The organism is Paenibacillus sp. JNU01, assembly GCF_059130585.1.
This window is the reverse complement of record NZ_CP169723.1, coordinates 5,944,728-5,969,598: the sequence shown is the minus strand read 5'-3', so window position 1 is coordinate 5,969,598 and position 24,871 is coordinate 5,944,728. Positions and strand designations below refer to the sequence as shown.

Here is a 24,871-nt window from a genome sequence, read left to right as displayed (position 1 = left end):
CAAAGGAGTCGGCAGATGGCCGACTCCTTGACTCCCCGCACTTCTCAAAATACCAAAGGCAACATAATCATAAACCGCGTACCCTCGCCTTTTTTGCTATCCACAGAGATGGTACCTCCATGGTTCTTGATGATTCGGTAACTTACTGACAGTCCAAGTCCCGTTCCGCTCTCCTTGGTCGTGAAGAATGGATCAAACAGACGTACAAGCGTATTATGGTCCATCCCATGACCGTTATCCGCGATGGAGATCTGCACGAACTTGTTTTCCGTGGCAGTAGATATTCGAATTAGACCGGTATGTTCTTCACCGACTTCCTCGATCGCATCCATTGCATTTTTCACCATATTCAAAATAACCTGCTTAATCTGTTTGACATCAATGGACACATTCAGCGGGGCATCCCCTTCATCCAGGACGATCTCGCATCCCTTCATCAAACCTTCGCTTTCTGTCAGCAGGACCACCTCTTTGAGTAAAGAGTCGACAGACATCACGGTCTTCTGTGGAGCCGATGGCTTGGAAGAATTCAAAAATTCGTAGATGATGTCGTTCGCCCGATCAATCTCCGTCAGTATGATTCGCGCGTACTCGTCTTTGCCGAGCTGCAGCAAATGGGGCCTGAGCAGTTGGATGAACCCACGGATTGCAGTCAACGGATTACGAATTTCATGAGCAATAGATGCTGAAATCCGCCCCAGCATCGCAAGTTTGTCATTTTGATAAGCGGTCTGTTCGATTTGTTTATAATCAGATACATCTTTGACGCTGAACAAAAAGTCGCCATCCATCTGATCACCGTACGTTACAGTAACCAGCCAATGCCTGCCGTATTCATCGATCAACTCATGATAGCGCTTACGATGAAAAATGGTTTCCCGATAAATACGTAAAATTTTCTTTTTCTTGAATCGGCTCATCTGCGGATGATGCAGCATTTGCATCAGGGTGCAGCCGCTCAACAGACTTCTCGGAAGTTCCAACAACTTTGCCATCTGAACGTTAATAAACGTCAATACACCGTGACTGTCAAACAACATAATACCGCTATCCAGATGTTCCAGTACATTCTCGTACTTGTTGTTATCCAGATGCACAGGCGGGAATCCATCCGTTGGTTGAGGCACTGTATCCTGAAATTCACTAATCATGTCAGGTTCCTCCTTTTCACGTAAATGATAAACTTGCCATTCGGACATCATATCATCACAGAAACAGGAAGGGCCGATTTTATTTTTCATTACCGGTGCCCTTTCGTTGGGGGGCTGAGCCGAAAATATGGATGGCATGTCCGGAACTCAAGCTGGTCTATTCCCGGTAACCAACACTCGATCCGGAAAATCATATACGTTTGTTCCATTCCGACCTTCTCCTATTCCCAAACACGAACATTTTTTTGCTCCGCCTCTTTTGCAAGTCTGCTTTTATCATAGACAAGTTTATAGAAGAGAGTCAATCGGAGAAAGTGTCGAATGGAAATTATTTTAAAAAAAACCTCGAATTAGTTCCAGAACAACAGCACAAAAACGAAGCCGTTTCACCCCTTAGGCAAATCAGCTTCGTTTTTAATATCTTTAATTTGTGATATATCCAAATTCATCTATAGTCCGGTCTTATTATGCTGAATTTTCAGTCTGCGCTGACTCATCACAGCTAATCGACGTTTAAGTTCACTTTCCCACTTCTCGTCTTTGGTTTCTTTGGCGAGCCTGAGCAAATCCAGAGCCATATCAATCTGGCGCTGCACAATGACCATGGCATCCTCGCTCTCACGGTTTACACAGTTTTCGAAAATGGCATCCTCATCTTCTGTAACATAATCTTGAAAGTCGATCTCGGATGCACCGTCTCCATGCGCATATTCGGCGAGAATTTCATATTCGTTTTCCACTTTATAATGCACCTCAACCCGATGACACACCGGGCAAAACAGCAGGGGAACATTATGAACCTGGGTGCGGTAATGCTTCAGCGTGCCCTTCGTTCCAACCATACTTGCCCCACAACAGTAACTCATTTTTGTTCACCCTCCTTATTACGTGCCGGGACTTTTTTTGTTAAAATGCATCCCGTACACTTCCAGCACTTCCGAAAAGGAATAGTTCCATCAGTGTATCACATTCATGTACAGATTATAAATGCAGAGCACCGGAATATTTACCGGGTTTCCATACCCTATTCGCCTTACTGGCCATCAATTCCTCTTTCAACAAATAAAAAGAAGACTTTCTTCTAATATATTATTAACACGCTTAGCTGCTTGTTCAAACACTTTTGATTAACTTCGTGATAACTTCTGGCAAAAGGGTGCAAAAAGCCCTCAATCCCTAACGGGATGAGGGCTTGAACAAAAACCGTTCAAGTTAACCTGGCCTTACAGGTTGTTGTCGCCTGGTTTCCAGTTCATTGCACACAATCCGCCGGATTGCAGTGCTTGCAGTACGCGAAGTGTTTCTTCAACACTACGGCCTACATCGTTGTGGTTAACCACTTGATATTTCAATTCGCCTTCTGGATCGATGATGAACAGGCCGCGCAATGCTACGCCTTCTTCTTCGATCAGAACGCCGTAATCTTTAGCCACTTGCTTCGTGATGTCGGAAGCCAGCGGGAAGTTCAACTGACCCAGACCATTGCTATCTACAGGTGTGTTGATCCATGCTTTGTGGCTGTGTACGGAGTCTACGCTCACGCCAAGGATTTCAGTATCCAAAGCTTTGAATTGCTCGGAAGCAACGCTCAAAGCTGTAATTTCAGTTGGGCACACAAATGTGAAGTCCAAAGGATAAAAGAAGAATACAAGCCATTTGCCACGATAATCGGACAGTTTAACGGAACCAAAATCTTGTCCATCTCCCGATACTGTTTCCATTGCGAAATCCGGTGCTGGTCTACCAACCAAACGTTCTGCCATAACTAAAAATTCCTCCTTTGGGATTATGTAAGCATCCATATGGATTGCTCATCATCAAGAAAAACGCGAACGCCTTTCCTGTAATTAAAATGATTTGATACTTGATAACAAGTACAAGTAAAATGTTATCATCCGGACTTCCCAAAGTCAAGATTATAACCATTATTTTTTTATAATAATTATAAATAAGGATTTTTCGTGCCAAAAATCATAAAGGAACAGCCCTCTGTACATTCCATAACTGGAAACAAAGGGCTGCCATGTTCTTGATAATATAATTACGCCTGTTTCTGAATAGCCGCTACAATCAAATCGCCCATTTCGGTCGTGCTGATCGCTGTGCTCTTGTCTACAGCAATATCACTCGTGCGGTGTCCTGCGTTCAATACATTCGACACAGCTGCTTCAATGGCATCCGCACCTTCTGCATAACCAAAGGTTGTGCGGAACATCAACGCCAAAGAGAGAATGGTTGCAATCGGATTAGCGAGGCCTTGACCTGCGATATCCGGTGCAGAACCGTGTACCGGCTCATAGAGTCCGAAGCTGCCTTCTCCCAGTGATGCAGATGCAAGCATACCGATGGAACCCGTCAGCATCGCTGCTTCATCACTCAAGATATCTCCGAACATGTTTTCCGTTACAATAACATCGAAGCTGGCTGGGCGACGAAGCAATTGCATCGCACAGTTGTCTACCAACACATGCTCCAGTTCAACATCCGGATAATCCGGTGCTACCCGATTCACAACTTCACGCCAGAGACGGGAAGTTTCCAATACGTTGGCTTTGTCTACAGAAGCCAGCTTCTTGCGACGTCCTTGCGCAATTTCGAATGCCTGACGAACGATTCGCTCCACTTCTGTTACATTATATGCACAAGTATCTACGGCCTCTTCACCCTGTGCACTTTCACGTCTGAACTTCTCACCGAAGTAGATACCACCTGTCAATTCACGTACCACCATCAGATCTGTACCTTCAAGTACTTCCGGCTTCAACGTTGAGGCATCCTTCAAGCAATCAAATACGACAGCCGGACGCAGGTTGGAGAACAATCCGAGTGCTTTGCGAATACCCAGCAGGCCTGTTTCCGGGCGAAGCTCCTTGCTGTTGTTATCCCATTTTGGACCGCCAACCGCTCCAAGCAGGACTGCATCTGCACTTTTACACACGCTCAGTGTTTCTTCTGGAAGAGGCGTACCCTTCTCATCAATCGCGATTCCACCAAACAGGGCATGCTCTGTCTCAAAACGATAACCGAATACTTCCTCCGTACGTTTAAGAACTTTCTCAGCCTCAGCTACGACTTCAGGGCCGATTCCGTCACCTGCAATAACTGCAATTTTTTTCACGTCTGCCATTGGGTTGTCCACTCCTTATATTTCATTCATTATTATTCATAAAGTAACGTCTCATATTAACTCTCTCTTTTGTATCATATTCCAAGGTCATTTGACCAAGATATACAATCTATGACTTTAATAGATTTTACCTATAAGCCGATAGAGATTAACTTTCACAAGTTGTTCCTGACCCTCCCGGTAGGGTAAAATATAGCTGAATTCAAATCAGGTACGCAGGAGGGATAAGCAACATGCAATATTCGTATTTGGGTAAATCAGGCCTCAAGGTCAGTCGAATCTGTCTCGGTACCATGAATTTCGGGCCTGCTACAGATGAAAAAGAAGCTTTCCGCATTATGGACGCAGCACTCGATGCAGGGGTAAACTTTTTTGATACCGCTAACATCTACGGGTGGGGTGAAAATTCTGGGCTTACCGAAGAAATTATCGGACGCTGGTTCAATCAGGGCGGTGGCAGACGTGAAAAAGTAGTTTTGGCCACCAAAGTCTATGGCTCCATGCATGATGATACAGATGGCCCCAACAACGAAGCTGGCCTCTCTGCCTATAAAATCAGACGGCATCTGGAGGGTTCCCTCCGCCGCTTGCAGACCGATCATATCGAACTGTATCAGATGCACCATGTTGACCCAGCTGTATCATGGAATGAACTGTGGGGTGCATTTGAGAATGCCGTTCATCAAGGTAAAATCGGTTATGTAGGTTCAAGCAACTTTGCTGCATGGCAGATTGCAATCGCTCAAAGCGAAGCCAACAACCGCCATTTCCTTGGCCTTGTTTCCGAACAGCATAAATACAGCCTCAACTGTCGTTTGCCTGAGTTGGAAGTACTGCCTGCTGCCAAAGAACTGGGCCTCGGCGTCATTCCATGGAGTCCGCTTGATGGTGGGTTACTGGGACGTAATGCTCTGCAGAAGCTGGAAGGAACACGCAGTGGCGGCATCGCGGGACGAATTGAGCAGCAACAGACTCAGCTTGAAGACTTCGCAGCGCTCTGTCGTGATCTCGGTGAACCACAGGATACGGTGGCTTTGGCATGGGTTGCAGCCAATCCCGCAGTAACCGCTCCAATTATTGGACCGCGTACACTCGAGCAGTTTGAGACCGCACTCAAATGTCTGGATGTGACTTTGGATGAAGCCGTGCTCAAACGTCTGGATGAGATTTTCCCAGGTCCAGGTGGACATGCACCTAATGCATACGCGTGGTAATAACTTGATAGCGTATGGTAATGCACGAGGTCACCGTAGAAACTACACTGTGTGGACCTGCCCTAATTATATATATTAAAAGCAAAAGAGTCTGACCCTCCATAGGAGAGTCAGACTCTTTACGTACCTCACTGAACGGAACAAAGCAGGCCGCACGATCTTCTATATCCATTCGAAATGAGATACATCTTCCTGTCAGCGTACATTGCTGCACCGGAACGGAGCCTACAGGTTCACATTTACACGATTTGTGTATGTCTTGCGTTTCTCAATTAATTGATTCAGACCGTCTACATAGGCACGTGCACTTGCACCCAATATATCTGTGCTTACACCACGCCCTTGTACGGAAACCTGATTTTGAGTCAGCACAACATGTACTTCACCCAATGCATCCTTGCCATGTGTTACCGATTTGATCGAATAGTCAGACAACGTTACGTCTTCCCCACTTACTTGGTCAATCGCATTGTAGATCGCATCTACCGATCCATTACCCTCCGCCTGCTTCTCAACCGTATCCCCGTCAAGCGTTGCAATGCGGACTTTGGCTGTTGGTACCGATTCATCTCCGTACGTAACAAAGATCGATTCCAGTTTATACACCTCGGGTGCATCCTGCAATTTCTCTTCAATTACGGCAAGCAGATCTTCGTCAGTAACTTCTTTTTTCTTATCAGCCAGCTCTTTGAACTGGGCAAATGCCCGATTCAAAGCTTCTTCTTCCAACTCATAGCCAAGATCGATCAACCGCTCACGGAAGGCATGACGACCGGAATGTTTACCCAGTACAAGCTTGCTTTCCTTCAAACCGATGGACTCTGGCGTCATAATTTCGTACGTTGTTTTTTCCTTCAGCATGCCGTCCTGGTGAATGCCGGATTCATGTGCAAAGGCATTCGCCCCAACAATGGCTTTGTTTCCTGGCACAACCATACCTGTTAAACGGCTAACCAAACGACTGGTCCGTGCAATTTCAGATAACTGCAACGAGGTTTTCGCCTGGAAAAATTCCTGACGTGTCTCCAGCGCCATAGCAATTTCCTCGATCGCCGTGTTACCTGCACGTTCACCAATGCCATTGATCGTACCTTCGATCTGATCGGCCCCGTTGAGGATGGCTGCTAGTGTATTGGCCGTCGCCATACCCAGGTCATTATGACAGTGGGCACTCAGCTGTACCTTTTCAATCCCGTGCACATTCTCCTTGAGATGTTTGAAAATGTTTCCGTATTCATATGGACTGAGGTAACCCACCGTGTCCGGAATATTCACTACGGCTGCGCCTTCTTCAACAGCCATATTCACCATTTCCACGAGGAAATCATATTCAGTACGACCTGCATCCTCAAGTGAGAACTCGATCTTCGAAAATGTTTTCTTCGCATAACGAATCGCAGAACGAGCTGTATCCAGTACCTGCCCTTTGTCCATACGCAATTTATGTTGGCGGTGAATAGGTGAAGTTGCCAGGAAAACGTGAATACATGGGTCCTGTGCACCTTTAAGTGCTTCCTTAACCGCATCAATGTCTTGCTCTCTGGAACGGGACAAGCCAATTACGGTAACATTTTTAACCGCTTTTGCTACTGCATTGACAGCTGCCAGGTCGCCTGGAGATGCCGCCGGGAAACCAGCTTCCATCCGGTCAATGCCAAGCCGCTCGAGCTGATGGGCAATTTCCACCTTTTCACGAGTGTTCAGATTGACTCCCGGGGATTGCTCTCCATCACGCAGCGTTGTGTCAAATACATAGATTTTACGCACGCTTCGCACCTCCTGTACTTGTATTATAATGTTTCTCTGAACCAGCAATAGCGGCACACGCATAAGCACGGCCGCTATTCCCAGTTAAAGCTTTAAGTTTACTTGAATACCTTAAAGTGCATATTCTAAAAGTTAATGCTTACTTCTTGATCCAGTGCATCATCTCACGCAATTGTCCGCCAACCACTTCGATTGGATGTTCAGCTTCGTTACGACGAGTTGCTGTCAAGAATGCACGACCGGATTGGTTCTCCAGAATGAAGTCACGTGCGAATTTACCTTGTTGGATATCCGTCAGTACTTCTTTCATTGCTTTCTTCGTATCTTCCGTTACAACGCGAGGTCCAGTTACATAGTCACCGTACTCAGCTGTGTTACTGATGGAATCACGCATACTTGCAAGTCCGCCTTCATACATCATGTCAACGATCAGCTTCAGTTCGTGCAGACATTCGAAGTATGCCATTTCAGGAGCGTAACCCGCTTCTGTCAAAGTTTCGAATCCCGCTTTTACCAATGCACTTACACCACCACACAGAACAGCTTGCTCACCGAACAAATCAGTTTCTGTTTCTTCACGGAAGGAAGTTTCGATAACCCCTGCGCGTGTACAACCGATACCTTTAGCATAAGCCAAACCGATTTCTTTAGCTTTACCCGTTGCATCTTGCTCGATCGCGATCAAGCCCGGTACACCAAAACCTTCCACGTAAGTACGACGTACCATGTGACCAGGGGACTTAGGAGCTACCAGCAATACATCACTGTTTTTTGGAGCAACGATTTGACCGAAATGAACGTTGAAACCGTGGGAGAAGAGCAATGCAGCGCCTTCTTTGAGGTTTGGTTCGATTTCGTTTTTGTATACAGACGCTTGAGTTTCGTCAGGAAGCAAGATTTGAACTACATCTGCGCGGCTTGTTGCTTCAGCCGGGGACAGAACTTCAAATCCGTCATTTTTTGCGGAGTCAAAGGATTTACCTTCACGAAGTCCGATGACCACGTTCAATCCGCTATCACGAAGGTTTTGGGCTTGGGCGTGGCCCTGGCTACCATAACCGATTACCGCAATCGTTTTTCCTTTCAATACGTTAAGCTCTGCATCCTGTTCATAATAAGTAGTTACTGGCATGTTTATAAGTCCTCCTTTTATTGTAAAGAACCCTTCATTAATGAGCGGGTGTCTCAAGGGACCGACTCGCTTGAAGTGTCCAAAGCGTCTCAGGTCTGATCGATCCGTTCAGACACCCGCCCATTAATGCGGGAATGTATCTATCTTTTCAAGCGTTACATCACTAAAATGTTATATTGCAACTAGTAAGGGACTGACACTTTCACATAAGATCAACTATATATGTTAGCTCACCGTCGTCCCTTTTCATTCATTATAGCCTTATGCGTTGCCGCGTACCAATGCAGTTATGCCTGTACGGGACAATTCGCGAATGCCGTATGGCTTGAGCAATTCAATCATCGCATCAATTTTGTCCGTATCTCCGACCACCTGAACAATCAGGCTGCCTGGACCAACATCTACAACGGATGCGCGGAATGTTTCTACCACACCCAGAATCTCAGGACGCTCGGAAGGCTCTGCTTTAACTTTGATCAGGGCAAGTTCACGGGCTACCATCGGTTTCAGGCTGAAATCAACCACTTTGATCACATCGATGATTTTGTACAATTGTTTCTCAATCTGCTCCAGCGTTTTATCGTCACCAATGGTGACAATAACCATCCGGGAGAGTCCGGGTTCTTCTGATTGACCCACTGTAATACTCTCAATGTTAAATCCGCGTCGACCGAACAACCCCGATACCCGCTGAAGGACGCCTGGCTGATCGTTAACCAATATTGAAATCGTATGTCTAATCATTCCTCAGCATCCCCCATCAGCATTTGATCAATTGTTGCTCCCTGCGGAACCATCGGATACACATTTTCATCCTTGCGTACCACGAATTCTACAACGACTGGGCCTGGTGTATCCAGAGCTTCCTGCCAAGCACGTGCCGCTTCTTCTTTATTCGTTGCACGCAATCCTTTTACGCCATATGCTTCAGCCAGTTTTACAAAATCCGGACTTCCTGCCAGATCAATATGGCTGTAGCGGTTCTCATAGATGATCTCCTGCCATTGGCGGACCATTCCGAGCACCTGATTGTTAATGATTACAATTTTAACCGGTATATTGTTAATGGCACAGATCGCGAGTTCTTGGGAACACATCTGCATTCCGCCATCACCGTTAATCGAGATTACGAGTCTGTCCGGATTGGCCATCTGAGCACCAATGGCAGAAGGGAATCCAAAGCCCATCGTTCCGAGACCACCTGAAGTTACCCATGAACGCGGTTGATTAAATTTGTAATATTGTGCTGCCCACATCTGATGTTGTCCCACATCCGTAGTTACAATCGCTTCACCTTTGGTTGTATCATTCAGCATTTCAACAACCCACTGGGGTTTCAGCACTTCGTCTGAATCCGTATAGCTGTAAGGTTTCTCTTGCTTCCACTGTTTGATCTGGTCTCTCCATGCATCTGCACGCTCGGCACGTCCAACTTCTTTGTTAGCTATTTCCAGCACAGTCTTCACATCACCCACAATTGGGATATCAGTTGCAATGTTTTTACCAATCTCCGCCGGATCGATATCGATATGAACGATCTTGGCATGTGGAGCGAATCCATCCAGCTTGCCTGTTACCCGGTCATCGAACCGTGCGCCAATATTAATCAGCAGATCCGCTTTTTGAATAGCCTGATTGGAAGTGTACGTTCCGTGCATACCTGGCATACCCGTCCATAATTCATGACCGCTTGGGAATGCACCCAGACCAAGGAGAGTCGTTGTAATTGGAATGCCTGTCTTCTCAACAAACTCGAACAGTTCTTCATGTCCACCCGAGTACACCACACCGCCACCAGCCAGAATCATTGGACGTTCTGCTTCCTGAATGGCTTGGGCCAAACGGTCAACCTGCAGTTTGTTTGGTACTGTCCGTGGATTGTACCCTCTCAATATAACAGGTTCAGTTGTCGGTTCAAACAATGTTTTGTTCGCTGATACATCTTTCGGGATGTCAATCAGGACAGGACCTTTACGACCGGTATTGGCAATATGGAATGCCTCATGAATTACACTGGACAGATCTTTTACATCTTTCACCAGGTAACTGTGTTTGGTGATTGGCATTGTAATCCCGGTAATGTCCGCTTCCTGGAAAGCATCTGACCCGATCAGGCTCGAAATAACATTCCCCGTAATGACTACGAGTGGTACTGAATCCATATATGCTGTTGCAATACCCGTAACCAGATTCGTTGCTCCTGGTCCGGAAGTAGCGATGCAGACACCAACTTTGCCGCTTGCACGTGCATATCCGTCAGCTGCATGTATTGCTCCTTGTTCGTGACGAGTGAGAACGTGTTTGAAATCCTCGAAACCATACATCGCATCGTAAATGTACAACACTGCGCCGCCCGGGTAACCAAATACGCACTCAACACCTTCAAGTAACAAGCTTCTCAGCAGAATTTCGGATCCGCTAATGACCTCCGGCTTCATCCATTTTTCACGTAATTCATCTGTTGACCGTACTTCTGGAATTTGAGCTCCCATCAGTCATCCTCCTCTCGAAATTTACACCATTCTGACATTTAAAGTTACAAAAAAAACCTTCCATCCCTGCAAACAAGTTCATGCTTGCGAGGGACGAAAGGTTATCGCTTCCGTGGTACCACCCAACTTTGCCCGAAATTTCGCAATAACGGACCTTACCAGGTACAACAAAACGAATAGCTCAAACGAACATAGTCGTTTCCCATACCTGTTGTCTGTAACGCAGACATACGATTTTCCCTAATACGCGAAAGGAGTGACATCCAGTGCTTTTCAGGAAAACAGCTCCGAGGTGAGCTCGTATATAAGGGATAATGGTGGTGGTTTCAGCAATTCCAGCCACTCTCTGAGCAAAAGAGCCCTTAAAACTTCGTCCTCTTCATAGCCGATGAAATATTCTCGTTAAATGTTAGGAACATTATATGATTCCTCCAACCGATAAGTCAATACCTGTTTTGCATAAAAATTCAGAGAACCTTTCTTCCTCCCTCTTCAACCTTTAAGGTTGCCCTAATCCCAGCGCTTCATTCAGTCACCTTTTATCTTGCTTCGGGCATAGGATATACGAGCAGCGCGACTGGTCCTGAAAGGAGGCTCCGTATGGTGATTCGGCAACGCACATCCAAGCTGGATGATGGCGCCATCATGAAGCTGATTGACACTCAACTTGTGCCTCTCTCTCACATGAGTGAAAAAGAAATTAACAAAATCCGCAAAGAAATACCCCTGCGAATGAACAGGGGCATGACCTTTGTTGTCTCGCCGGAGCCAGATAAAGCTGCTGTGGCATTCATCCATTTTCTCATGCATGGGGAACTGCTCTATGTCGATATGATGGCTGTTAGCCTGAAAGAACAACGCAAACGTTACGGCCAAACTTTGCTGCTCAAAGCAGAGAGCTTTGCGGCATCCCGGGGATGTCGAAGATCGAAAGTGATGGTGGATGAAGGCAATACCAAAGGGCTTCAGTTTTATCAAAAAAATGGGTACAGCGCGATTCGATACATCATGATGAGCCGCTGCTACGAATTGGAAAAAACATTATAGAATCCCCTAGAAAAATCCTGGTGGACGTGGTCCTGGTCCATAAGGACCGAACCCAGGCCCTGGGCCAAAACCGCCACCAAGTCCTCCTGGTCCATAACCCGGCCCGTAGCCTGGACCATATCCCTGACCCGGTTTCGGGCCAGGTCCATATCCGGGACCAAAGCCGGGACCAGGTCCATAAGCATAAGGCAGTGTGGCAATAGCGAGCAGATCAAACAGTACCAACGGCAAAATCGCTTTTGTGCGTACTTTTTTGCCATTCAAACGCTTCAGTACCAGTTTGTTGCCGGATACTTTCAACAGCTTTCCCGTAACCCGAGTGCCGTCTTTTTTGATTGCAACAATATTTTTGCCTATTAATTTCATCGCTTCATCACGCGTAACTTGTTGTTTCATACTTTCCCCTCCTCCTCGGATCGTTCAAAACAGTGTATTCGTCCATCACTGAATTCGCCTGTTTCTTTGTCCCTACCTGAAAATATGGGTATCTGCACGAGAACCAAAGTGAACGTGAAAAAGCGGCCTGCCGAAGCTCATAAAAACAAAAAAGGCCCGCACATGGCGGACCTTTCCATCAAGCTTTTGGAAAGTAAATCAATATGTTGCACGTCGTTACCTTTTACCCGGATCATATGCTTCACCGAGTGCAGACGGAGCCGAAGAACGTCCAACCGCTGCAACAAGAACGATGATGGTAAGCAGGTATGGCAACATGAAAATAATTTCCTGGGGAATACTTTGTGACCATTCAAACAACTGCACATAGTTACGAATCGCTTGTGAGAATCCAAAGAAGACAGCCGCACCAAACGCACCAATCGGATTCCATTTACCAAAGATCATGGCTGCAATGGCAATATAACCTTGGCCGGAAACCGTATTGTGTGAGAATGTACCCGTTGTCGTCAACGTGATTGCAGCACCACCAATGGCTGCAAGCGCACCACTGATCATAACGCCAACATAGCGATAACGACGTACTTTAACACCAACCGTATCAGCCGCACTTGGGTGTTCACCGACAGAACGAAGACGCAGACCAAATGGTGTTTTAAACATAATGTAATACGTCAGGAATACGAAAAGAATGGCCAGATATGTCGTTGGATATACGTTTTTGAAAAAAGCTTCTCCAAGCAACGGGATGTCTTTCAAGAATGGCACATCAAATTTGTTGAAGCCTTGAACCAATGGTGAATCACCAGAACCTTCGAACAACAGCTTAACCAAGTACAACGTACTGCCTGCTGCCAAAAAGTTAATGACAATACCACTGATAATTTGGTCTGCCTTAAATGTGATAGACGCAACGGCATGAATCAACGATACCAGTACGCCCAGTACAATCGCAAGCAAAACGCCCATCCAAGCCGATGTCGTTCCGCCCATACCCGCTTCTTGAGCATAGTGCGCCCCGATTCCCGCTGCAAATGCACCGAAGACCATAAAACCTTCAAGTCCAAGGTTCGTAACACCTGATTTTTCCGAAAAAATTCCGCCGAGTGAAGCAAAAATCAATGCCGTAGCAAAGACAAGCGTCGTATTGATAATCTGCCCAATTGTCAACAAGTCCATCTACAACACCTTCTCTTTCTTACGCTTCGAATAGAACGGTTTGAGTATCCAGCGCACGATGCCTTGTGCCGCAATGAAGAAGATAATCGAACCGATCACAATCCGAATAATCTCAGGCGGAACATCCGCAGCAAAACTCATACCTGCAGATCCGTACGTGAGGGTACCAAACAACACTGCACCCAACAACACCCCAAACGGATGATTCAAACCAATCAGGGCAACTGCTATTCCGTCAAAACCTGTACCTGGTGAACCCGACATTACAGTCTGGTAATGGAACACACCAAGAACTTGGAATGCACCACCAAGACCGGCAAGCATACCACTGATAAACATTGCTTTTACGATATTCCGGTTAACATGCATACCTGCATATTCAGCCGCATTCGGGTTGTAACCTACCGCGCGAATTTCGAAACCTTGTTTAGTTTTCCACATATAGATATAGAAGAGCACAGCCATCACAAGAGCAATCAATGTCCCCATGTGCACACGGGAGTTACCCATTAGTTCAGATAACCATGTGAGACTGATTGAAGCCGATTCGCTGATATCCACCGAACGATTCTCGCCCTTCAACAACAAGAATTGGCGTACGATAAGGTTCGCCAGATATAGACCAATCCAGTTCAACATGATACTGCTGATAACTTCATTGACCCCACGTGATGCTTTCAGATAACCAGCAATAGCTGCCCACAGACCACCAAACAATGCACCCGCAATCAAAGCCAGTGGTGCATGAAGGTAGATTGGCAAACCTGCAAATTTAACTCCTACAAATGTTGCAGCAGTCATACCGACGAGAAATTGGCCTTCTCCCCCGATGTTAAACAACCCTGCACGTGATGCAAATGCAAATGCCAGTCCAGTCATAATTAACGGTGTCATTTCCCGTACCGCTTCACCAAAGTTGTACATGTCTCCAAATACCTTGGTGAACAATGCGCCGTAAGCTTCAATTGGATTGTAGCCACCAATCAGCATGACAACCCCACCGAGTATCAGACCCATAATAATGGCGACTACAGGCAATATAAATGAATCTCGGGTAAACCATTTCAATACGTTATTCATGCGCAGTACCTCTCTTTTGGGTGCTGCCCGCCATCATCAAGCCGAGCTCCCTGTCATTGGTTTCTTCCGGCAGCACCTCGCCAACGATCTGGCCTTCATAGATGACAGCAATTCGGTCAGATACATTGATAATCTCATCCAGCTCAAATGAAATTAGCAGAACAGCCTTGCCTTGATCGCGTTGTGCAATCAGCTGCTTTTGCACGAACTCAATAGCCCCTACATCCAAGCCACGGGTTGGCTGTGCAGCGATAAGCAATTCAGGATTTTTATCCACCTCACGTGCGATAATGGCCTTCTGCTGGTTTCCTCCAGACAAGGAACGGGCTTTGGTCTCGATGCTTGGTGTACGCACATCAAATGCCTCCACAAGCCGCTTCGCCTGCTTTTTGATGGCATCAAAGTTAAGGAACCCCTTACGAGTGTATGGTGCCTTATAGTACGATTCCAGAACGATATTTTCGCTCACTGAAAAATCAAGTACAAGTCCGTGTTTATGTCGATCTTCCGGAATGTGGGCTACACCCGACTCCGAGATATGGCGCGGAGAATGATTGGACAGCTCCTTGCCCTCCAAAAGAATTGAACCACTGTCGACTTTACGAAGTCCGGTAAGGGCTTCAATCAGTTCACTTTGACCGTTACCATCCACGCCTGCGATACCAACAATCTCTCCAGCACGAACGTTCAGGTTAAGTTGGTTCAGAACTGCAATACCCTCTTTGTTCTTGGAAGTTAGTTTGCTAACTTCGAGCACATTGGCTCCAGGTGTAGCCGGTTTTTTGTCCACTTTGAATGTGACATTCCGCCCCACCATTTTCTCTGCCAGCTCATTCGGGTTCGTTTCCGAAGTTTTGACGGAATCAATGACTTTCCCCCGACGGATAATCGTTACGGTGTCGGAGATTTCCATAATCTCTTTCAATTTGTGCGTAATCAAGATGATTGACTTGCCTTCTGCGACGAGCTTCTTCATGATGATCATCAGTTCTTTGATTTCTTGAGGAGTCAATACGGCTGTAGGCTCGTCAAAAATAAGAATGTCCGCACCACGATACAATGTTTTAACAATCTCCACACGCTGCTGCATTCCGACAGAGATATCATGAATCTTGGCATGAGGATTTACTTTCAGTCCATACTGTTCGGATAGACGCTGAACTTCAGCGGCTGCTTTTTTATAATTAATATTGAGACCCTTCGTTGGTTCAGATCCCAAAATAATGTTCTCTGTTACCGTGAACGGCTGTACAAGCTTAAAGTGCTGATGCACCATGCCGATGCCAAGATCGATCGCTCGGTTAGGGCTGTCGATGATGACAGGCTTGCCATTCACTTCAATGGAACCTTCATCTGGCTGATAGAGACCAAATACAATATTCATCAACGTTGACTTACCAGCGCCGTTTTCGCCCAGTAGCGCATGGATCTCGCCTTTACGAAGCTGAAGGCTGATAGCGTCGTTGGCAACAATGCCTGGGAAACGCTTCGTAATTTGTTTTAACTCAACGACGGGGGTTGCTGCACCCATGTAATCACCCTTATAACTGATATAGTGTGGTTCCGCAAACGAAAGAAAAGCTCCTACCCGGAGCGTTGATACACAGTGACCTTGTACAATTGTTATGATGACTTGATCAAATGTTCCTGTTTTTGCAATCATAAGGCCGGTCTAGACCGGCCTCAATGATTATTCATCTGTGACTAAGACCAAAATTACTCTGTAGGAACTTTGATTTCGCCACTGATGATTTTTTCTTTGTACTCATCTACTTTAGCAAGGATATCAGCAGATACGTTAGCAGTAGAAGTATCAGCAATACCTACACCGTTTTCTTTCAGTGTCAGGTTCTCAGAACCGCCAGCAAATGTACCATCAACAACTTCTTTGTTTACGCGTTTAACCGCTTCGTCTACTTTTTTGATCATGGAAGTCAAAGTAATCTCATCACCAAACTCAAGAGATTGGTCTTTGTCGACACCGATAACCCATACATCTTGACCTTGGTTTTTACGAGCACTTGCTTCTTTAAACACACCGTTACCTGTTGCGCCAGACGCGTGGAAGATAATGTCTACGCCTTCATTGTAAAGTGTTGCTGCTGCTGCTTTACCCAAATCAGGTTTATCAAATGCACCTGTGTAGTTAGAAATGAATTGAGCATCAGGGTTAACTGCTTTTACGCCTTCTCTGAATCCTACTTCAAACTTTTTGATCAGTGGGCTTTCCATACCGCCTACAAAACCAATTTTGTTCGTTTTTGTTGTCAGACCGGCAACAACACCAACCAAGAAGGATCCTTCTTCTTCAGCAAAAGTTACGGACTTAACATTAGGAGAATCCACTACGCTGTCAATGATCGCGAGTTTGGAATCCGGGTTTTGGTCAGCAACCGTTTTGATTGCATCAGCCAATTGGAAACCGATACCCCAAGTCAGATCATATCCGCCTTTAACGAATTCGTTCAAGTTAGGAATGTACTCTTCATCGGATTTACTTTGCAGGTATTTAACAGCTACACCTGTTTCTGTTTCAGTCGCTTGCAGAGCTTCCCAAGCGGATTGGTTAAAGGATTTGTCATTAACTCCACCTACGTCAGTAACCATACCGATTTTGAGATCGGATTTCGCTTCAGTGGATGTGCCACCTGTATCTCCTCCGGCATTTGTTTCTTCTTTCGGTTTGCTACCACAACCTGCGAGCATAACCGATACCGCCAGCAACATTACCAAAGACAAGCTGAGCATCTTTTTCATTTTCTCTTTTTCCCCCTTAATGATATATCCTTCATTCCAATCCAGCCTACAATTGAACGGTTAACAGATAGCAGGAATGGCTTTTATGCAGAATGTATGGTTTCTTCGACATTAAAAGCGCATTCTCACCCTTGAAGCATTCTATCATCTGTCGAAAAACCGAACATTATGACATGGAGAGAAAAATTTAGGACTAGCCTACTAGAGGTGATTATACAATCAACCAGTGTTAAAATCCAGATGTTTCATCACCAAATATCACATATTTTTGTTCTTTTTTTATTGAAAACGCTTAATAATTTAGCGTTTTAACACGCTAACGTTACAACGATGTGATGTTATATAACAAAAACATATCGTGAACTTTAGTGAGGAATGGAATTTACCTGTTTTCATTTGTATTATTTCACCGTTCGTATTTTATGTATTTCCACGGACTGTTATTCACCGGTTATCTGGTTTTCATTGTTCCCTGCCAGACCATAGCCTATTCGCTCTACTCATTCAGAGATTCACCTTCGGATTGCTTCCAAGCCGTAAAAAAAGCCGCCATATAGGTACGGCGGCTTTTATCATACAATTTTAAGCGTTGATTTTGCCTTTAGCTACAGTAGCCAAAGAGTTGAACGCATTGATGTCGTTAACGGCCAGATCAGCCAACATTTTGCGGTTCATGTCTACACCAGCAAGTTTCAAACCATGGATCAGTTTGTTGTAAGACAAACCATTCATACGTGCTGCTGCATTGATACGAACGATCCACAGTCTGCGGAAGTTACGTTTCGTGTTGCGACGGTCACGGTATGCGTATACCAGGGATTTCATTACTTGCTCGTTAGCTGTTTTAAAGATACGGTGTTTGGAACCGAAATAACCTCTTGCCAGTTTCAAAACCTTTTTATGACGACGACGTACTACAAAACCGCCTTTTACTCTTGCCATATTAAAGAACCTCCCAAATAAATATAAATGTATCCGTGGTATGTGTACGGCCGTAGCCGATCCCCCATACGGAATGTACTAATTAGAATTAGCCTTTCAAGTTAGCCAAACCTTGTTTCAAACGTCTAACATCCCCGGCAGCCATAACTGGGTTACCGTTCAGAACGCGCTTAGCACGTTTAGATTTGTGGGAAAGCAAGTGGTTTTTGTGAGCTTTGTAACGAAGGACTTTACCGGAACCGGTAATTTTGAAGCGTCCTTTCAAACTGCTGTGTGTTTTCATTTTAGGCATTTTGTGTTTCCTCCTCCAATGTTATCAGGCTTTAGGAGCCAAGATCATGATCATACTGCGGCCTTCCAATTTCGGTTGACGTTCAATAGTACAAAGTTCTGCAACTTCTACCTTAACGCGCTCCAAAATCCGTTGACCAATCGCGGCATGTGCAATTTCACGTCCGCGGTAACGAACAGAACATTTCACTTTGTCGCCTTCGTTCAAAAACTTAACTACATTACGAAGCTTCGTTTGATAATCGTGCTCCTCAATATTGGAACGGAACCATACTTCTTTAATGTCAACAATTTTCTGGTTCTTACGGGCTTCTTTTTCTTTCTTTTGTTGCTCATAGCGGAATTTGCCATAGTCCATAATACGACACACCGGCGGTTTAGCCTGTGGTGCCACATTGACCAGATCCAAATTCAGGTCAATCGCCATTTGCAGTGCTTCGCGAATGGGCGTGATCCCAATTTGTTCTCCTTCAGCTCCGACAAGGCGTACTTCCTTCGCCCGAATCTCATCATTAATCATGTGATCTTTACTAATAACCGTCCACCTCCAGGTCATTTTGAATATCCAGTTACACAAAAATAAAAGGGATGCCGGTCAAGCTACCGACATCCCTGTAATCAACACAATTCTTCATGAGTATACACTTCATAAATTATTGGGATCGTTGACCAGCCAACATAGTGTTGATCAGGTGAGAAGTCGGACTTCTACTTGTGATTCCATTGCTATTCATTTTGAATCCGTTTTAAAGCACTTGAATACTATAACATCCACGAAATGCTTTGTCAACATCTTCACAACTTTTTTTTCTGAATTATACATTTGTTATATCCAATGTCGACAAAGTCTCGTATGCATGTTCCTTATCCTTGTTTGCTCTGCACCTCATCGAGCCGCACAACACGTGTGTGTTGGGTGTGGCTCCACTGTTTGTTGTTCTGCGTGAAGAAAGCGTAGAACGTAATCGGGTACCAAGACAGCAGATAAATTGGGAACAAAATCAGATATAGATAAACTTTGGCAAAGGTAACCTTCTCCAGCGCCATGGATAACAGGAACGTCAGAATATTCAGACCAATAGCGACGAATCCAACCCATAACGGGAAGTACCCATAAATATTCGCAATGTGCGGACCATTGAATATGGCCATGTCTACCCACATCACAGCCGTCATCAGGAACGTAAGCAACACAACATAGACATTGGCTCCATAGATGGCAAGGTCAAATTTCACCAGGCTTCTTTCCTTAATGGACTGCCAGAGCAGCGGGAAGAAATATCTACGTGCAACTGTAAAGTGTCCTTGCATCCAGCGCAGACGTTGTCTCGCTGAAGCTTTGAATGTTAATGGCTTCTCATCAAATACTTTGGCGTCATAGTTGAAAACAGGATACACGTTTCGTTGAACACTACGCATCGTAAACTCCAGATCCTCAACCAGACTTGTTGCGCCCCAGCCAATTTCCTTCAACAGGTTGGTCTCGAAGCACATTCCGGTTCCTCCGAGGAAATTCGCCATATTCAAGTTATGACGAGACAACTGCCACAGACGGTTAATGTACCAGTAAGATACGCCGTAAGCTGCAGTAATCCAGGAATCCTCCGGATTTTTCGTATCAATATATCCTTGGATCACACGTGAACCATTGTTCAAGTCATCATTCATCTCAAGCAAGAAGTTACGGTCAACCAGGTTATCGGCGTCAAACATAACAACTGCGTCATACTGACGTGGCAATTTCCACAGGTACTTAAGCATCCATTCAATGGCATACCCTTTACCTCTTAGATCAGCGTTGGTACGTACGCAGGCATTCAAACCATGTTCTCTAACAATCTGAGCCGTTCCATCCGTACAGTTGTCACAGATGACAAACACATCGTACAGATCTTCCGGATAATCAAGTTGTTTCAAGTTCTCCATCAAGGCACCAATGACTTGTTCCTCATTGTGTGCTGCGACGAGTACAGCGAATGATTTTGTGGCTGGATAATGTTTCTTTTTCTTTTTCTTAATCAGACCGAACAGCGAAAACGTGAATTGGTACACGGCTAGCAGTGCCAGAATGACCTGCATCGTGACGAATATAGCGTCCAACATCGTTCTCTGTTACCCCCTTTTTTTCAAACCCAGTTTACTTAAGCATTTCTCTTCCTGATTCTGCAATTTATTTTTTTTGTAATGTGCAGAATATGACCCTGTTCTTTTGTGTAATACGTGAATTTATCAGGCAATGTTTCAAAGCTTGGTTGCTATCAGTTGGCTGCTTTATCGATTCTGTATTCTTTTCAGTCATTTGTCAAAACCCCAATTCCACTTTCTGAACGAGAAATGTGATCTTTAAACGCTGAATAGACACTTCGTGATACCACAACCTCGCATTCATGCCTGTTATATCTTATTTTCAGCCGTTTACTTGATTTTTATTTCTAAAGTCCCTGCTTTTTTCATCAGCATGTTATTCTTCGTCAGAGGCTCTATAACAAATAACGCAAACAGACCTCAAAAAGTTTAAACCAAAACTCACATTTTTTTTACCTCATTTCAGCCATGTTGAATCATTGTATCTTTTTTGGCTAACCCAAGTCAAAAAGTTAAGATGGGTATATATCCACTCTTTAACATGAATTTTACGTTCTTTACATGGGTTCTTCTTGAAAAGGACAACATTTAAAAATATGATAAACATATACCTGAAATAACCTCAAGTTCATGAAAAACGGTTATATATTAATCAGGACGAAACCGGATGCAGAAAATGACCGGAAATAATGCCGCCATTACAGGCGGCCTGACTGGCAGGAGGCCAATATGAGCCGTTTATTCTTAAAGTTTCAAGATTATGATCGAAATGTTTTTATGTGGATCAACGGCCGACTTCATAACCGTTTTATGAATTTTTGGCTGTATTATTTCACCCATCTGGGTGGAGCAACTTCTTCTATTGCAGTATCTTTGTTAATCTGGCTGTTTGCTCCGGCTCCATGGAGCACAACAGGACTCCAAGCTTGCATCGCTCTTGCGGTCAGCCACATTCCTGTAGCCATCGCAAAAAAATTGTATCCCCGCATTAGACCTTATCTGGCCTTGCCGGATACAATTACATTTCGGAATCCCCTGACGGACCATTCGTTTCCATCAGGACACACAACTGCCATTTTTTCGGTCACTGTTCCATTTATGACCACTGATCCGATCTTATTGCTAATATTGTTGCCTGTGGCTCTAATTGTCGGATTCTCTCGCATTTATCTGGGATTACACTACCCTTCCGATGTTCTGGCAGGTGCCACAATAGGTACTTTAGTCGCACTTGCAACAGTTGCATTCTGGTCTTAAAGCCGATATGTTAGACTCAGAAAAACCTAGCAGGAACAGGTGAAGTAAGCGTGGAGAAAAAAAGAGTATTACTATTATCTGAAGGCTTTGGTACGGGTCATACTCAAGCCGCCTATGCACTGTCTAGCAATCTGCGAAAGCTCTCGTCAGATGTGCAGACGAAAGTGCTGGAACTGGGAAGTTTCTTAAATCCCAAGGTTGCACCTCTTATTATAACAGCATACAAAAAAACGGTTACCAACCAACCCAAACTTGTCGGATACGTATACAGACACCAATATAAAAAATCATTGAATCGGCTGACAACACTCGCATTGCACAAGCTGTTCTATACCCATACACGCAGCGTTGTGCGCCAGTTACGTCCCGATGCAATTGTCTGTACCCATCCGATCCCCAGTGCTGTCATAGCCAGACTGAAACGTCTGGGTGCACAGATTCCTCTTTGCACAGTCATCACCGACTATGATGCACATGGAACATGGATTAACCGTGAAGTAGACCTTTATCTGGTTTCTTCAGATGAGGTTAAGTCCAAACTATTGCTTCGTGGCGTACCTATAGACAAAATTCGAGTCACCGGCATTCCGGTGCATCCGAACTTCTGGGAACATCCCGGACGAGAAGAGATCCGAAGCAGATTCAACCTCAAAAATATGCCCACTGTACTGGTAATGGGCGGTGGTTGGGGTATGCTCAGCGACGAGCTGGTCCATCCGTTGCTGACACGGTGGCATAAAGATATTCAGATTATTTTTTGTCTGGGTCGCAATGATAAAGCACGGATCAGCATGGAACAGAACCCGATGTATCGCAAAGAGAACATTCATATTATCGGGTACACCAACGAAGTGGACAAATTGATGGAAGTCTCCGACCTGCTGATCACCAAACCTGGAGGAATGACATGCAGCGAAGGCTTAGCCAAAGGAATTCCGATGTTGTTCCACAACCCTATTCCTGGTCAGGAAGAAGAAAACGTCCATTATTTTACCGCTAGAGGGTTGGGAGAACCCATATCTTCGCCTGACGTAGTTATTAAATGGATGAACAAACTGCTGCACCACTATCCGGATGTCGTACGTAAACGCAAACGTCATCTGGCGGAAATTGCCAAGGTTCATCCAATGGAAAGCGCTCAAAGTATTCTCGATCTGTTGGAGGACGTTCGTCCTTCATCCGCAGAAGAGGCCCATATATGAATTTATCCGAACATTTGCTGCTTCCCGCATATCTCGTCCAATTACGCCTTTAAGCGGCGGCTTTAAACAAACCTGCAACCACATTGAAAAGGTGCCTTCGACTTTGAAGGCACCTTTTCTGTATGAAGGAAAGTACAAATTTACTGAATGCCTGCTGATTTCAAGTACTCCTGCCACTGCTTGGTGTATTCTGACTGAATTTTTTCTAATCCCGCTTGTTTTGCCTTCTCCATAAATGTGTTCAACCCAGCCTCTACGTCTGCCACCAAACCCACATTAAGCGGATACAAATATTGTTTCTCAACTTGCTCCAATGCAGCTTTCTCGGCTTGATATGGAGTCCAGTCTTCCGCAAATCCGGTAAAAATATCTGGCTTTTTGATTTTGTCCAGATCCTCAAACATGGTCAGGACATCATCAAAGGTTTTATCATAGAGCATAAATTCCGGATTACGCCAAGCCCAGCCATTCATGCCCTCACGCGGGAAGCCGTTCGTTTGTGCATCCCCCACCATTTTGTAGTATCCATTATCTACCTCGAAGTTTTTGCCCTCCACGCCGTATTCAGTCAACCAATTATATCGTTTGTCTGTCACAAGCTTTTCGTAAAATGCCAATGCTTTTTCCGGGTTCTTACTACTGCGTGGAATCGCAAACCCATTGTGAATCGGGTGAACAGGTTGTGCAAACCCTTTTGCATTCGGGTAAGGGAAATAAGCCAGTTTCCAATCTGGATGCGTAGACTGCACCTTGATAACATCTGCATTAAATTTGTTAGGGTTCTCCCCGGACAGAACAACAGCCGCTTTTCCATTTTGCAGCAATGAGTTGGAAGTATCTTTTACATTCAGTACGTTTTTCGGGAAGAATCCTTTGTCCATCCAGCGTTTGTATGTTTTCAGGTCTTCCAGATGTTGTGCCGATCCCCAATAGGACGTCACGGTCGAAGGTGTGTCATACATAATATCCAATCCATATGGAAGTTGACCCGCTGTATTCACCAGCTTGGATGTCAGTTGACGGATACCGTGCGTATGGTTGGCATTGCTATCCGCGATCGGAATCATATTGGGTTCGTTGGCCTTAATGCCTTCCAGATACGCTTCGAGTGTCTCGAGCGATTCTGGCTTCGGAAGATTGTACTTCTCGCGCAAATCCTCGCGGTACGCAATCCCCTCGGTTACATACTCAATCCAAGTAGATGGAACCGTATAGATTTTGTCATTGATTTTGACAGCATCCCACATGTCATCAGGAACATGAGCTTTAAGCGCTGGCGCTGCTTTAGGCAGCATTTCATCCAGTGCCAGAAACGCTCCCTTCTTGGCATAGGACTGGTAGAATGTCCAATCCGCTGTGAAGATCAGATCGATCGGCTGTCCGGAAGACAGCAGCAGTTTATATTTTTGATCCCAGTCGGTCCAGGAGGTGTAGTTGAATTTCACATTGACGTTCAGATCAGCCTCAGCCAGCTTATTAATCTCGGATTCAATGACAGGCAGATCTTTCGGAGCATCCCCAAGCATGTAAAATTGCAGTGTTACTTTATCACCTTTATTCTCGGGTGTTCCCCCTTGCTCGCTTCCTTGCGCCGATCCCCCCGAACCATTGTTACATGCGGCAAGCACCCCGGCGAACAACATCAGGGCAAGTACCAGAGACAGGTGCCGAATTGTTTTGTTACGCATACGCATCCTCCCTTTTTGTGGTGAACCTTTATATGTTAGCGCAGACTCGCCATGTTTCAGACCG

General features: G+C 45.2%; 22 protein-coding genes. 4 read left to right on the top strand and 18 right to left on the bottom strand.

The window, feature by feature from the left end; all coding sequences use genetic code 11:
- Window positions 1-44 precede the first annotated feature (44 nt).
- The 4 genes from NLBNIHML_RS26255 to leuB form a co-directional block, all read right to left on the bottom strand.
- A complete protein-coding gene (locus NLBNIHML_RS26255) occupies window positions 45-1,151 on the bottom strand; it encodes an ATP-binding protein (RefSeq protein ID WP_150364819.1) in 1,107 nt (368 codons plus the stop codon).
- Between the two features lie 449 nt (window positions 1,152-1,600).
- A complete protein-coding gene (locus tag NLBNIHML_RS26250; protein WP_017689649.1) occupies window positions 1,601-2,017 on the bottom strand; it encodes a hypothetical protein in 417 nt (138 codons plus the stop codon).
- A 357-nt stretch (window positions 2,018-2,374) separates the two neighbouring features.
- The gene (locus NLBNIHML_RS26245; protein ID WP_091032840.1) at window positions 2,375-2,914 is read right to left on the bottom strand and encodes a peroxiredoxin; all 540 of its coding nucleotides are present in this window, start codon (window positions 2,912-2,914) and stop codon (window positions 2,375-2,377) included.
- Window positions 2,915-3,192: 278 nt separating this feature from the next.
- The gene (gene leuB, locus NLBNIHML_RS26240; protein WP_339240821.1) at window positions 3,193-4,278 is read right to left on the bottom strand and encodes a 3-isopropylmalate dehydrogenase; all 1,086 of its coding nucleotides are present in this window, start codon (window positions 4,276-4,278) and stop codon (window positions 3,193-3,195) included.
- A 233-nt stretch (window positions 4,279-4,511) separates the two neighbouring features.
- Between leuB and NLBNIHML_RS26235 the strand changes: the two genes are divergently transcribed.
- Window positions 4,512-5,492: an aldo/keto reductase gene (locus NLBNIHML_RS26235; RefSeq protein WP_339240818.1), complete on the top strand. Its 981-nt coding sequence runs from the start codon at window positions 4,512-4,514 to the stop codon at window positions 5,490-5,492.
- A gap of 225 nt (window positions 5,493-5,717) precedes the next feature.
- Here the strand turns inward: NLBNIHML_RS26235 and NLBNIHML_RS26230 are convergent, their stop codons facing one another.
- The 4 genes from NLBNIHML_RS26230 to ilvB form a co-directional block, all read right to left on the bottom strand.
- A complete protein-coding gene (locus NLBNIHML_RS26230) occupies window positions 5,718-7,259 on the bottom strand; it encodes a 2-isopropylmalate synthase (RefSeq protein WP_339303278.1) in 1,542 nt (513 codons plus the stop codon).
- 139 nt (window positions 7,260-7,398) lie between these two features.
- On the bottom strand, window positions 7,399-8,391 hold the full coding sequence (ilvC, locus tag NLBNIHML_RS26225) for a ketol-acid reductoisomerase (RefSeq protein WP_192134654.1): 993 nt from the start codon (window positions 8,389-8,391) through the stop codon (window positions 7,399-7,401).
- Between the two features lie 261 nt (window positions 8,392-8,652).
- Window positions 8,653-9,135 (bottom strand): acetolactate synthase small subunit, encoded by a 483-nt coding sequence (ilvN, locus tag NLBNIHML_RS26220; protein WP_339240815.1) that lies wholly within the window; start codon window positions 9,133-9,135, stop codon window positions 8,653-8,655.
- Window positions 9,132-10,883 (bottom strand): biosynthetic-type acetolactate synthase large subunit, encoded by a 1,752-nt coding sequence (gene ilvB / locus NLBNIHML_RS26215; RefSeq protein ID WP_339240813.1) that lies wholly within the window; start codon window positions 10,881-10,883, stop codon window positions 9,132-9,134. Before ilvB ends, ilvN begins: the two co-directional genes overlap by 4 nt.
- 603 nt (window positions 10,884-11,486) lie before the next feature.
- Here ilvB and NLBNIHML_RS26210 point away from each other — a divergent pair.
- A complete protein-coding gene (locus NLBNIHML_RS26210; protein WP_445252650.1) occupies window positions 11,487-11,930 on the top strand; it encodes a GNAT family N-acetyltransferase in 444 nt (147 codons plus the stop codon).
- A 6-nt stretch (window positions 11,931-11,936) separates the two neighbouring features.
- Here NLBNIHML_RS26210 and NLBNIHML_RS26205 read toward each other — a convergent pair whose 3' ends face one another.
- The 9 genes from NLBNIHML_RS26205 to NLBNIHML_RS26165 form a co-directional block, all read right to left on the bottom strand.
- Entirely contained in the window at window positions 11,937-12,326 is a 390-nt protein-coding gene (locus NLBNIHML_RS26205; protein ID WP_494353172.1) for a hypothetical protein, read from the bottom strand.
- A gap of 216 nt (window positions 12,327-12,542) precedes the next feature.
- Window positions 12,543-13,505: an ABC transporter permease gene (locus NLBNIHML_RS26200; protein WP_494353171.1), complete on the bottom strand. Its 963-nt coding sequence runs from the start codon at window positions 13,503-13,505 to the stop codon at window positions 12,543-12,545.
- Window positions 13,506-14,585, bottom strand: a complete 1,080-nt coding sequence (locus NLBNIHML_RS26195) for an ABC transporter permease (protein ID WP_339240805.1) — start codon at window positions 14,583-14,585, stop codon at window positions 13,506-13,508.
- Complete coding sequence (locus NLBNIHML_RS26190) at window positions 14,578-16,116, bottom strand: ABC transporter ATP-binding protein (protein ID WP_192134643.1); 1,539 nt, start codon at window positions 16,114-16,116, stop codon at window positions 14,578-14,580. The genes NLBNIHML_RS26195 and NLBNIHML_RS26190 overlap by 8 nt, the downstream gene beginning before the upstream one ends.
- A 185-nt stretch (window positions 16,117-16,301) precedes the next feature.
- Entirely contained in the window at window positions 16,302-17,342 is a 1,041-nt protein-coding gene (locus NLBNIHML_RS26185) for a BMP family lipoprotein (RefSeq protein WP_494353170.1), read from the bottom strand.
- Between the two features lie 582 nt (window positions 17,343-17,924).
- Complete coding sequence (gene rplT / locus NLBNIHML_RS26180) at window positions 17,925-18,284, bottom strand: 50S ribosomal protein L20 (protein WP_017689664.1); 360 nt, start codon at window positions 18,282-18,284, stop codon at window positions 17,925-17,927.
- Between the two features lie 88 nt (window positions 18,285-18,372).
- Window positions 18,373-18,576: a 50S ribosomal protein L35 gene (gene rpmI / locus NLBNIHML_RS26175; RefSeq protein WP_017689665.1), complete on the bottom strand. Its 204-nt coding sequence runs from the start codon at window positions 18,574-18,576 to the stop codon at window positions 18,373-18,375.
- A gap of 24 nt (window positions 18,577-18,600) precedes the next feature.
- On the bottom strand, window positions 18,601-19,095 hold the full coding sequence (gene infC / locus NLBNIHML_RS26170) for a translation initiation factor IF-3 (protein ID WP_062833422.1): 495 nt from the start codon (window positions 19,093-19,095) through the stop codon (window positions 18,601-18,603).
- Between the two features lie 344 nt (window positions 19,096-19,439).
- A complete protein-coding gene (locus tag NLBNIHML_RS26165) occupies window positions 19,440-20,678 on the bottom strand; it encodes a glycosyltransferase family 2 protein (protein ID WP_339240801.1) in 1,239 nt (412 codons plus the stop codon).
- Between the two features lie 711 nt (window positions 20,679-21,389).
- Between NLBNIHML_RS26165 and NLBNIHML_RS26160 the strand changes: the two genes are divergently transcribed.
- Window positions 21,390-21,917, top strand: a complete 528-nt coding sequence (locus tag NLBNIHML_RS26160) for a phosphatase PAP2 family protein (protein ID WP_494353169.1) — start codon at window positions 21,390-21,392, stop codon at window positions 21,915-21,917.
- A gap of 50 nt (window positions 21,918-21,967) precedes the next feature.
- Window positions 21,968-23,119, top strand: a complete 1,152-nt coding sequence (locus NLBNIHML_RS26155; protein ID WP_494353168.1) for an MGDG synthase family glycosyltransferase — start codon at window positions 21,968-21,970, stop codon at window positions 23,117-23,119.
- A gap of 140 nt (window positions 23,120-23,259) precedes the next feature.
- On the opposite strand, the gene NLBNIHML_RS26150 is transcribed toward NLBNIHML_RS26155, so the two are convergent.
- Entirely contained in the window at window positions 23,260-24,813 is a 1,554-nt protein-coding gene (locus NLBNIHML_RS26150; RefSeq protein ID WP_494353167.1) for an ABC transporter substrate-binding protein, read from the bottom strand.
- Window positions 24,814-24,871 lie beyond the last annotated feature (58 nt).